Origin of the sequence: uncultured Deefgea sp., from assembly GCF_947072475.1 — a bacterium.
Classification (GTDB): domain Bacteria; phylum Pseudomonadota; class Gammaproteobacteria; order Burkholderiales; family Chitinibacteraceae; genus Deefgea.
In genome coordinates, this window is sequence record NZ_CAMTIA010000016.1 from 14,427 (window position 1) to 27,017 (window position 12,591).

General features: G+C 47.3%; 7 protein-coding genes. All 7 read right to left on the reverse strand.

Translation table 11 applies throughout. The features are described 5' to 3' along the window. Window positions 1-26: 26 nt before the first annotated feature. The gene (locus Q0V82_RS07530; protein ID WP_297574237.1) at window positions 27-4,331 is read right to left on the reverse strand and encodes a rhamnan synthesis F family protein; all 4,305 of its coding nucleotides are present in this window, start codon (window positions 4,329-4,331) and stop codon (window positions 27-29) included. A gap of 48 nt (window positions 4,332-4,379) precedes the next feature. After that, a complete protein-coding gene (locus tag Q0V82_RS07535; protein WP_297574241.1) occupies window positions 4,380-4,946 on the reverse strand; it encodes a DapH/DapD/GlmU-related protein in 567 nt (188 codons plus the stop codon). A gap of 1 nt (window position 4,947) precedes the next feature. Beyond that, window positions 4,948-6,027 (reverse strand): DegT/DnrJ/EryC1/StrS aminotransferase family protein, encoded by a 1,080-nt coding sequence (locus Q0V82_RS07540; protein ID WP_297574244.1) that lies wholly within the window; start codon window positions 6,025-6,027, stop codon window positions 4,948-4,950. A gap of 25 nt (window positions 6,028-6,052) precedes the next feature. Continuing rightward, the gene (locus Q0V82_RS07545; protein WP_297574246.1) at window positions 6,053-6,790 is read right to left on the reverse strand and encodes a class I SAM-dependent methyltransferase; all 738 of its coding nucleotides are present in this window, start codon (window positions 6,788-6,790) and stop codon (window positions 6,053-6,055) included. Window positions 6,791-7,013: 223 nt separating this feature from the next. Further along, a complete protein-coding gene (gene galU, locus Q0V82_RS07550; RefSeq protein WP_173534735.1) occupies window positions 7,014-7,889 on the reverse strand; it encodes a UTP--glucose-1-phosphate uridylyltransferase GalU in 876 nt (291 codons plus the stop codon). Window positions 7,890-8,449: 560 nt separating this feature from the next. Continuing rightward, complete coding sequence (gene ligA, locus Q0V82_RS07555; protein ID WP_297574248.1) at window positions 8,450-10,864, reverse strand: NAD-dependent DNA ligase LigA; 2,415 nt, start codon at window positions 10,862-10,864, stop codon at window positions 8,450-8,452. Between the two features lie 259 nt (window positions 10,865-11,123). Further along, on the reverse strand, window positions 11,124-12,443 hold the full coding sequence (locus Q0V82_RS07560; protein ID WP_297574251.1) for a cell division protein ZipA C-terminal FtsZ-binding domain-containing protein: 1,320 nt from the start codon (window positions 12,441-12,443) through the stop codon (window positions 11,124-11,126). Between the last annotated feature and the right edge of the window lie 148 nt (window positions 12,444-12,591).

Sequence of the window (12,591 nt, forward strand, 5' to 3'; positions counted from 1 at the left end):
AATTGCATACCTTCGATTCAAAACACTTAAGGCTTAGCCGGGCTCCACGCTGCCAACCACAAATCCAGATTGTGCTCACGCAACATCCAGTCTTTGTTTACCGCAAACTTTAACTCGTCCCCCATTCTGGCCGCATTCTCTAAATCCATGGTATGAGCACGAATCGCATCAACCCAATCTTTATGCTTATTTTTAACCCGCGTTACCGGTAAATGCTGTGCATACGGCTCAATATCAGTACAAATCACTGGGTAACCAAAAACGCCATACTCAAGCAGACGGAGATTACTCTTGCATCGATTAAATAAATTATGCTCAAGCGGTGCGAGTGCTACATCTAGATTTAAGCTGGCCAGCTTTGCTGGATATTCATTAATCGGCACGCCAGCATGAAACTCATGCACATATGGCCTGAGCTTATCTGGGCACATACCAAAAAACACCCATTCCACTTCACCGGCCAATTCTTTCACCACGTCCGCAATCAACTCCAAATCACCAGTGTGACTTACCCCCCCGGCCCATCCTACCCTAGGCTTTTTAGATTGTCGTCTTGCGGACGATACCCCACCCCAAACATTCGGCGACAAATAGTTATTGACTACATGAATATTTGAATGCAAACCTGAATAAGCATTTGCCAGTTCATCCGTTGACACAACAAATCGATCCACCATGGTTAATGCTTTACGTAGCGACTTTAATATGTCTTTCGGCATTTGATCACGATGCGCACTTTTTAATGGCAAATTAGGTAAATAATCATCTAACTCATAAATTTTAAATGATGAATTGCAGAATTTAGCTTGTCGCATAAATTCAAGTTGCTGCTCTGTAATTTGTCTTTGAAAAATCATGACATCTGGATTGTATTTCGCCAATTCAAACGGTGGTAATAACTCAAACGTTAATGAACCGGTGATTTTCAATTCTTGTTCAAGTGCCAAAAACGGCTGAATTAATCGATAATTTCCACACCCCATTTGATCAGCAGGATGGCATAATATTTTTGGCGCAGGATGCCAAGTTAATGGATTCCAGCTTAATAAAGCACGATGCTCTAACTCAAAACCATTACCGCTTAATGTTAAATTTTTGTTGTATGCTGGATCATTGCCAATTTTAGACGACCATTTGGCATACATTGCTTGCTGCTCGGATTGGAAACGGCGCACTTTCTCCGTTTGCTTGGCTACATCAACCGTATTCTGACTAACACTTCCTTCATGCAAGACGACCGAAAATGGCGTCCAAACTACCAACAGCCCCAACTCACCGACTTTCAAACACAAGTCGACATCGTTATACGAAACCTTAAAATCCACCTCATTCATGCCACCAACCTGCTGATAAACCGATCGGCGAATCATTAAACACGCAGCAGTCACTGCAGAATAATTCTGCTCCAATTGCAAACGATGCATATAGCCAGAGTTTTCATGCGCAGCCCCTATGCATGGGTGATCAGCAGGACCACGCAAACCCAATACCACACCTGCGTGCTGTACAAGTCCGCTTGGATATAATAATTTTGCACCAACAACACCGACGTCAGGGCGCGCGGCATGCTGCAATAATTCATCAAGCCATGTATTTTGAATAATAGCCGTATCATTATTCAACAACACCAAATACTCACCACGAGCTTGACTGACCGCAAAATTATTAATCGCAGAAAAATTAAATGCATGCGGATACGATAAAACTCGAAGTCGACCAGCCAAGAGTGATTCAAGTTGATTTAAATAAGGCGCAACAAGGGGATCATCACTTTGATTATCAATCACAATAATTTCATAGTACTGATAACTGGTTTTTTCTAAAATAGATTCAATACACCTTTGCAGCATTGGCAATTGATTCTTTGTTGGAATAACAATACTCACCAATGGAGAATCTGGCATTGCATACTGAATACGCAAAGCACCTTCGACACGATTATTTTCAGAAACAACTGCAGCAAGGCCTAATCGCTCAAGATGAGCACAAATCAAGTCATAGAATGCTTGATAACGCGTGATATTTGATAAAACTCGAGCATCATTAATATTCAAATGAGCAACAAGCTCAGACACATGACCAATCGATTTCGCGCCAAACCGTTCATAACAAGACAACAACATTGCGATTTGCTCACAGCCAAACATGTCAATTGCAATCGAACTGAGCAAATCTAACTGATTATTTTTTAACAATACAAATCCATCAGCATAAGGCATGCTGCGAATTAAATTGATATCAAAATCAGGTTTAAATCTTGGGCAAGCTGGTCGACCATCTAAATTAATAATGTCATCATCAAAATAAACCGACTTCCATTCTTCTTTATCAACGATTTGATGCATCGCAAGCAACAGACCAGTCAGCGTCAATTCATCACCAGCCTCTAAAAAACCAAGCCAATCGCAATCATGATTGATATTTAAGCATGTTGAATAAAAGTCTTGATTCGTTCTAATCCAATCTAAGCCACCACCTTGCATTGGATTTTCTGCTGTAGAGCAAATCAATACATTTAAATTTGAATAAAGCTGCTGAGAAATACTCTTAATTGTTTTAATAACTAAATTTTTATCGCCAAAACGATCGACAATACAAATCTTCACTTTAGGCATTTCTCTTGATGCAGCATGAAGATCAAGAAGTTTAGCCTCACTCTCGCTTAATTTTTGCTGATTTAGCCAATGCAAATACTCTTCACTACTATTAGGGAATCGTGGATTAGGTACATTGCCCTGATAACCGGCATCAACAGTTAATAGACCTTGATGATAAGCAACTAAAGGAAATAAGCGCTCGATAGCATGCGCCAGCGTGCCATCGGTTTGACCTAATTCAGGTTCAAAATCATCTACAAAAACATTTAGCGCACGCAATGAATCAAACACGCGCCCGCGACACCAAAACATCGAGCCACCGGGGAACTCATAGGCCATTTCATCCAAATTAAAACCCAAGCGTGCGGCCAATTCACGCAACAAATTAATATTGCCACCTGGCGAATAATGCGCGTACAACAATCCTCCAGCGCCGGCAACAATACCCACCTCTGGACGTGAATTAAATAAATCAAAAATTGCTTTTACACCATCCTGAGACGGCAACAAAGAATTCAGTACTTCATTACGCCATTTTTGTACAAATTCAGGATCTAAATGTAATGATTTTTTAGTGTGTAATTTGCAAACAAAATCATACTCTCCCAAATTTTCATGTTGCAATAGGGTAACTAGCGGGCCGATATCTCTGCCACGATTTTCTGTGATATACAATTTAGCCGCAGGATATGAATGCGTGAGAAAATCACTGACTCGACCTTGATTTTCTGGCGTCGTTGTTACAATCAAATCAAAACCGTTTGGAATATTTTTTAATAAATCCGAAATATCTTCCCATTGATCTAAATAAAATAGATGCAAAACAACAGCTATACGCGGATTTATACGCAGGTAATTTAAACTAGCGTGATCATCCTGTTTTGGTGCCGATTTCCCTTGTGAATTAATAACACCCAGCACATCCCCATGGTGTATTGCAGTGATTTTAGGCAAATGAATATGAGTTATTCCAACAGCTAAAAACCTTTCCCATAAATCCCAATCACCAGGATAACAATACCGCCAGCAATTAATGTTGTAACGAAATGTTTTTAAACCCGCGTGATAAATAGATGATATTCGTGAAATTCCACCTTGCACTGGCTGTGCAGCACCAACAATGGTTTGATCAACCCCTTGATCATCTTTGAATAAAACTTGGGCGTGCACCCACTCTGCCCTTGCAAGTTGCGCAGTACGCAGCAGCGATGACAAATGATCGGGCAGAAACTCGTCGTCATCATCAAGATGTGCAATCCATTGTCCGGTTGCGACACGCAACCCAAAATTCACTGGCTTAGTTCCCGCAACATACCAACGTGGTCCATCAAAATTCGGATAACGCCCTCGGCGCTTCAAATTATAAAAACCGATCCGAGGATCAATTTCACTAACATTTGCCAGTTTTGCAGCAGACTCATTTGCCATCTGATCACCAATAATGATCAGCTCCCAATTTTGATAATTCTGTGCCAAAACGGATGGAATTGTTCGTTCAAGCAAAATATCTGCGCGATTAAAAGTAGGAATAATGATTGATATTTTAGGGTTTGCTTCAAAAGCAGATTGATACGAGGCGGAAGCCCGAATAGCTTCCAAACGATGCATATCTTGGTGACGAATGGCCGATTTTTGCTCAACGCCAAGCGCCAAAAAAAATTGCTGAGAAAACGCCAGCTGCTTTTTTAGCCAATCATTTTCAATACTCAACTGCGCCAATTCATCGATCGTCATTTTTTTTCCAAGAGCAAGGTATATATCGTATAAAAAACAAGCAAAGGCTCAAAAGTCAAAAGGTTTTTCTGCGAGTAAATCACTCTCAAGCCGTAAAATTGTCTCGGATTCTCGCTCTCGCAATCGACGCACAGGTGTCCCCACATATACGCCCCATGCAGTCAGCGATTTATTCACTACGGCCATCGCTCCAATAGCACAACCTTCACCAATTTCAACGCCAGGCATAATGACACTATTCGCCCCAATTATGGCGTGGCGACCAATACGCACAAATGAGCGAATCACTTTTCTAAACCGCACTGGCACAGTCGGATTAGTCAACCCACCACCCAGAAAATCTTCGCTACCACAGATAATGCGCACTCCAGATGACAAACCAGAAAAATCCCCCAATACGACTTCACCTCCGCCACTAATTGATGCAAAAGAAGCTATATGGACATAGCTACCTATCACAATGGGTGCAGTCGCATAAATCAAAACAAAGTCATCAATAATGACATTACTTCCAATATGGATATGCTCACACCCGATGATTTTTGCTCCCGCATAAATACGTACATTCTCACCAACTGAAGCAAATCCCATGGTACTTACATCAAGTAAAGCCATCTCAATCCACTCCAAGAATGTCGTGCAGACAGATACAAACGCGCTCAATTTGAGCTTCGGTCATATCAATTGAATAAGGCAAACCTAACAAGCGCTCGGACAATGCGTGCGATATTGGTAAATCTCCGGCCTTATAGCCAGCAAAAGCAGGGTGAATATCCAAAGTAGGGCAATACCATTGACGGCTTTCTATTAGATAATCCAATAGTGCAGACTGCACACGCTTTGCTTGCATCCCTTCTGGCAAGAGCACCACTTGAATGGGATAAATTCCAGAGACTGGGCGCCTTTGCACCTGCACTGAAGGGCAATGCTGCGCCAACGCACGCTGATACTGCTGCTGTAAATCCAACCTTGTGGCGCAGGTTTTTTTCCACGCATCCAATGCCGCATGCGCAATGGCGGCATGGTACTCACTCATTTTTCCGTTTTCTCCAGGATCAAAAACTAAGCCGCCACTTGCAAAATCAATTCCAAAATTACTCAATTGGCGCACTTTCTCGGCAAAACTAAATTGTCTACTTACAACTAAGCCCCCTTCTCCTGCCCCCAATGCTTTAGTTGCGTGCAAACTAAATACAACACGTGTTGTCACCCCAATAGCCTGATTACCGTAAGCTCCCGCAGCATCAATCACGACAGGAATACCCGTTTCAGCAGTAAAATTGTCCCATTCCCCAACAGGTTGAGGCACACCAAATGTAGCAACCGGCATGACCACATCAAATGGCTGCTGTTGCAACATCTCACGCGCGATGGCTGGCGTCAGTAACCAAGATTCCGAATCAACATCGCAAATCAACGGTAAATAACCGACGCGCAAAGCGGCTGAAGCCGTTGCAACAAAAGTCAAAGCTGGCAACAGGACTTTCGATCCCCTCTTTAATCCCAAGGCCGCCAGCGCCAACTCAAGTCCGACAGTTCCATTGGCAACAGTAACGACCTGCACCGGAGCAGGTTCTCGCATAAACGTATCAGAGATTCGTGATTCAAGTTGGCGAACCAATGGGCCAAAATTGGTATACCAACGGTTGGTATCGATTTGTTGCAGGTACGGCAATAATGCATCGGCATCAGGCATCAACGGCCGCAACAAAGGAATCCGTTCACTCACGTGTCAGCTCCTTTTTTCCTATATACAAAATTGAACCTGGCGTGATGCCATGTCGACGAAATGCTTCAGCGCCAAAATCTACCACTCCAAACTGAACAACGGAAAACCCGCCGCGTTCAAGACGCGCTAAAAACGATGACTGGGTATACATTCGAACATGATCATCCTGACCAAACCGACGCCAGCGCTCGTTCACATCCATAAGTTCCACATCTTCGTCAATCATCGTCGCCGTAGTCAAAATAGGCACCATTAAGATGGCGCAGCCGTCCGGTGCGAGTACTCGATAAATTTCAGCAATGGCCACCGAATCATCTTTCACATGTTCTAAGACATGAGAACAGACAACAAAATCAAAGGATTGATCTGGATAGCAGCGCATGTCCATCACATCCACACGTTCGTCAGCTAATGCCGAATAAAGATCGGCAGAGCGATATGCGACCTCCGGTAAGCTGCGCAATATTCGAGATAACCCTGAAGCAGGTGCAATATCCAGAACTCGCAATTTTGAACGTCGCGTACGGACAAACTGAGAGTGAATATAAAGTGCATATAATCGATCTCGATCCGATGCCTGACAAACCGGACAGCTGTATTGAGCAATATTCAGCGTTTCAAAATCATCTAATGAATAAGGCACATTCAAACGATGAAAGATTTCAAAAAAACTAATCGGCAAGGGAAGAAAATTGGGGAAGTGGCTTGCACAAACGGGGCAGGTTCTCATCAAACTTCTCAATCAATGAACGACGGTTAAAAACTTAGGAATCATTAAATAAAACTCAAAACTTACGCTTTTTCTTTATGACTTAGAATTAAAAAAATCACTGATTGCAGTCCAACACAAAAGCCAAAACAACAATGGCTCGCAACAAACCAAGCACCATATTAAATAAACAAAAAGGGTGCTACCAGAAGTAGCACCCTTTTGTTTCATTCATTACTCACATTTACTTTGCTTGGCAAAAATCTTTTAAATAAGCAGTAAATTCCTCACCCACTTCGTGGTGTTTCATCCCCAATTCAACCGTCGCTTTCAAAAAGCCGATTTTGCTGCCGCAGTCGTAGCGGGTGCCTTCTAGCTTGTGGGCGAGGATGTGTTGCTCTTGCATTAAGGCAAAAATGCCGTCGGTGAGCTGGATTTCGCCACCTTTACCCGGCTGCACGTGCTGCAAGTGATGAAAAATCCTCGGGGTAAGGATATATCGGCCAACCACGGCCAAATTTGAGGGGGCTTCTTCCGGTTTTGGTTTTTCAACGATATTGCCAATGCGCAAACGGCCGGCGTGTTCAGACACTTCAACAATGCCGTAGCTACCGGTTTCTTCCATCGCTACTTTTTCAACCCCGAGTACCGAGCAATGCGTGTCGTCAAACACGTCGACCATGCGCTTCATTTCGGACACGCCATTGCCGTCGATTAAATCGTCGGCCAAAATCACCGCGAATGGCTCATCACCCACCACTGGCTTGGCGCACAATACCGCGTGCCCCAAACCCAAGGCTTCTGGCTGGCGAATATAAATACACGTGACCGACTTAGGAATAATCCCGCGCAAGATTTCGAGCAATTTGGTTTTTTGTTTGGCTTCTAAATCCGCCTCTAGCTCACCGGCTTTATCAAAGTGGTCTTCAATACTGCGTTTATGTCGACCAGTGATAAAAATCATTTCGGTAATGCCCGCAGCCAACGCTTCTTCTACCGCGTATTGAATCAGCGGTTTATCGACGATTGACATCATTTCTTTGGGGCTGGCCTTAGTGGCTGGCAAGAAACGCGTACCCATACCGGCGACAGGGAATACGGCTTTGCGGATTTTTTGCATGGAACTTCCTTGTTGAACAGGTGACGCGATCAAGCCTAGGCGCAATGCGGCGCCCATCACTTGATCGGATTGTTTTTGATTGAGTTGATCCGGCCACTGCGAAACCGCAGAACGCCCCAAGCCCAAGGCTTCGGCGAGACGGGTTTGTGAACCAAATAATTGTAGAGCATCAGACTTACGCATACCGTTATGTTTAATCATTTAAACAGCAAAGTCAATACTTACCTCGACTTAAAATTTGTTTATTTTTCTAAACAAAATGTACATGCGCTTGCTGATTGCCGTGAGAGCGATGACAAACCGGTTGTTGATCGTATTTTTGCTTTAGAGACCGACAAAAAACGTGGTATTTGAAGCGGCGGGCTCGCCCTGCGCGCTAAATAAGAAAACCTTCGCGGGCAAGCACGCTCGTAGCATCACCCTCACCCTAGCCCTCTCCCATCAAGGGAGAGGGAATGCCGCGAAGCTTTAATCACTATCAACACGTAATCTGAAGATTACCAATCATTCATAGGTATATCATTACAGCCCTTACCAAAAAACAGCTACCAGCAGATACCCTAGGCCAACAACTGAATCAAATCGGCCTCGCTCAACACCGCTACGCCCAATTCCTCAGCCTTTTGCAATTTACTCCCCGCCGCCTCACCCGCTACGACATAGTCGGTTTTTTTCGAGACACTGCCCGACACCTTACCGCCGGCGGCTTCGACCATCGCTTTAGCTTCATCGCGGCTTAATGTCGGCAATGTGCCGGTGAGCACGACGGTTTTTCCGCTTAACACGCCTTGCGCCACGGCATCCGCCTCAGGTAGCGCAGCCAATAATTCGGCGCGCAGGGTATCGAGCTGCGCCAGCACTTGCGCCGCCGGTGTTGCCAGCCAAGCCAATAAAGACTGGGCGACATCCAGCGGCAAGCCTGCGTCTTGCAAGCGGCCAAGGCTAAATTCGTGTAAATCGGCCAAGTTGGTGAACGATCGAGCTAGCGCATTACAGCGCGCTGCGGTTAATTTAGGAATTTCCAATGCCGCCAACATTGCCGCAGGCGTGAGTTTTTCGCGCAAAGCTGGCTGTGGCGCATGCTCGCCTTGCGGCGCGACGCCCAATGCCAAAAAGTCATCAATCACTTGCTGGTTATGCGGCTCGGCCAAAAATTCGGCCAATGCAGCAGCCACTGTGCTGCCAATATCGGGCAATACGCGCAGCAAAGGCGCGGGAGCATGGCGAATTCGCGCTAGGCTACCCAACCAATCGGCCAGCGTTTTGGCGGTGGACTCACCCACATGGCGAATGCCGAGCGCAAAAATAAATCGCGCCAACGGCGGGCGTTTACTGGCCTCTATCCCTGCCAATAAATTCTCGGCCCATTTACTGGTGACTTGTCCGGCTTTAACGCTTTCTGGCGTGACGCCATCGCGCTCATCGGCGCGGCGCTTCATTGCCAAAAAGTCGTCCAGCGTTAAACGATACAAATCGGCCAGGCTGGTGACATAGCCCAAATCCACCAAATTATCGATATACCGCTCGCCAAGGCCGTCGATATCCATCATGCGGCGCGAAGCAAAATGCCGCACCGCTTCTTTGCGCTGCGCAGCACAAATTAGCCCACCGGTGCAGCGCGTGACCGCCTCACCTTCTTCGCGCACCGCATGCGAGCCACAAACCGGGCATTGCTCAGGCAGTCGATAGGCGGGGTATTGCGCTGCAAGCTGGGCATCAAATAGATCAGCACCCGATACCTCGACCATCGGTCGGCGCTCGATCACTACCGAAACCACCTCGGGAATCACGTCACCGGCACGGCGCACAACGACGGTGTCGCCGATGCGAACGTCTTTGCGATCAATTTCATCTTGATTGTGCAGCGTGGCATTGGTGACGGTCACACCGCCAACAAACACCGGTGCCAAGCGCGCTACCGGCGTTAAAGCGCCAGTACGGCCCACTTGCACATCAATCGCCTCGACGACGGTGAGCGCTTCTTGCGCGGGGTATTTATGCGCCACTGCCCAGCGCGGCTCGCGGGTGCGAAAACCCAGCTGGCGCTGCAGCTCCAAAGAATTGACTTTGTAAACCACACCGTCGATATCAAACGGCAGCGTATCGCGCAGTTGCGCTACGCGCTGATGGAAGGCCACCAAACCCTGACCGCCTTGCACTACTTCACGAATCTCGCACACCGGAAAACCAAATTCAGCCAAAGCATCCAGCACCCCACTATGGGTATTGGGCTGCAGATCCCAGCCTTCAATCGCCCCCAGCCCATACCCATAAAACGATAAAGGCCGCTCGGCGGCAATTTTAGGGTCTAACTGGCGCACTGCACCGGCGGCGGTATTGCGTGGATTTACAAAGGTTTTTTCACCCAACTCGCTTTGGCGCGCATTGAGTTTTTCAAAATCATCGCGGCGCATATACACCTCACCACGCACTTCGAGCACTTTGGGCCAGTGCGGCGCAGCCTCTACGCCTTGGCTGGCGCGTAGTCGCAATGGGATTTGCTTAATCGTGCGAATATTTTGCGTCACATCCTCACCCGTTGCGCCGTCGCCACGGGTTGCGGCCTGCACCAAGACGCCGTCTTCATAGCGCAAACTAATTGCCAGACCGTCAAACTTTAATTCAGCGGCGTATTCAATTTCGGGTGCACTCGCCCCTAAATCCAACTCTTTTCGCACACTGGCGTCAAACGCCAAAGCGCCTTGCGCCGTGACGTCGGTTTCGGTGCGAATCGACAGCATCGGGATCACATGCCTTACCGGCAAAAACTGCGGCAAGACCGCGCCACCCACGCGCTGTGTGGGCGAATCGGCAGTTTTTAATTCGGGATACGCGATTTCTAGCGCCTGCAAAGCCTGAAACAAACGGTCGTACTCGGCATCCGGCACCGTTGGCTGATCGAGCACATAGTATTCATACGCATACCGGTTGAGTTCTTCGCGCAATTGCTCGGCGCGCTGTGCAGTTTCAAGCATGATTCAATTTCCAAATTAGGGACTTCAATAGCAAACGCCGCTTCAGCCGAAGCGGCGTTATTCACTCTATACCACTCGATACTCAATAAATCGGTAAGGCCAACAGCGTGGCCCATCTTAACCATCTAGGGTCTGTTGACGCTTGGTTTCCCGCCGCGCTGGAGCGATTTTCGTGGCGAATCAAGGCGTAGTAAGCGATGCATAGTCATTCTATGTGAGCTTGCTACAACGCAGAGTCACCGCGAAAAGCGCCCAGCCCCTAGGCAAACAAACGCAGCGCCGCCATCGAGCCGGGCGCAATGCCGCGATCATCCATGCTGGCATACAGGCCGCTCAGTTGCTTACGGATATTGGCTAAGCTGGCTGCATTCAGCGGTTTTTGATTGTCATCGACCAAATCGCAATGCAAGGCCGTTGCCAAGTTTTGCGCAAAATCAGCCAGATAATCAAACACCGCCAATCCACCCGCTACGCGCGGCACGTCAAATAGCAAAGTTAGCCCTTGCGAAGTCGACATCAACGGTGTTTGGTCTTGGTTGGCTAAAACAAATAAGGTTTTGCCTGAATCACTGCGATATTGGAACGTGCCATCGGCCTGATGACGCACCAAACCGGCTTGCTCCGCCAAAATACGCACTTTTTCCATCGGCAATGGCCGGCTACCAGCGGGAATATTTAAACCAATCAATACATCGACCGACGCACAAAATTCGTCGAGCTCTGTCGCCAAATTGAGCTTGGCGGCGCGCTGCGGAAAGGTCACCGAAGCATCGAGTGCGTCGGCAAATTGCTGCACGCCCATGCAAAACGCATTGAGTGACTCCTGGCTTAACGCGCCTTGCCGATCGGCCATTTGTAAGCCAATGCGCAATTCTTTAAAGCGGCCCCGCGTGGTGCTATTGAGCATTTCCCATTGCTTGTTTTGGTTTAAACCCAAAACCTGAATCCGCTTATTGGCTGGGAACGGCGGCACTTCAGACGCAGAGATCGCATCGGGCGCATGCACTTCGGCAATAAAATCTAACGCTGGATCGAGCAAACTGCCGGCCAATACCACTTCATCGACCACCTCGTGCTGCATAGTCGGCACGGCAGCGACTGCTGGCGCAGCGGGTGCAAGCGGTGGTGGCGCAGAAAAAGTCGGCTCAGTATAAGCTGGCGCAATAGGTTCTACCGGCGCTGGCGGCGTATACATCGAGCGATAGGCCGGTGGCATTTCAGGAATATCATCGGGCATATCGTCGCTTAACGTCGATTTGCTCGTATTACTTAACTGCGCATCGCTCAATTGCGCTTCACTTAAATCGGGCACATCGTATTCGGCCTGATCCAAGCGATTTTCATCGTAAAGTGGCGCGGATTCCGCGACCGGCGTTGGCTCTAAAATCGGCTCCAGACGCTGCCCATCGCCCTTACGCACCATGTTTTTGGGCGTATTGAGTAATACATCGGGCTGATTGCGCGCGAACGCCTTATTCGCTTGCTGGCGAAAGCGGTATTCTTGCCACCAATTAAATCCATACACTGCGGCGACAATCCCACCGGCACCGACTAAGGAATAAATCTGCAACTCAGTCATTGTTTTATTTAGGTCTCAACTTAGGCGTAATTAATTTACGCGTTAATTATATTTTGCACCCTGCACTAGGGTCTGCTGACGCTTGGGCAAAGTACCGATCTAGCTCAAATCACCACCAATCAGCGGTGCGGCATAACGATTTAGCGCC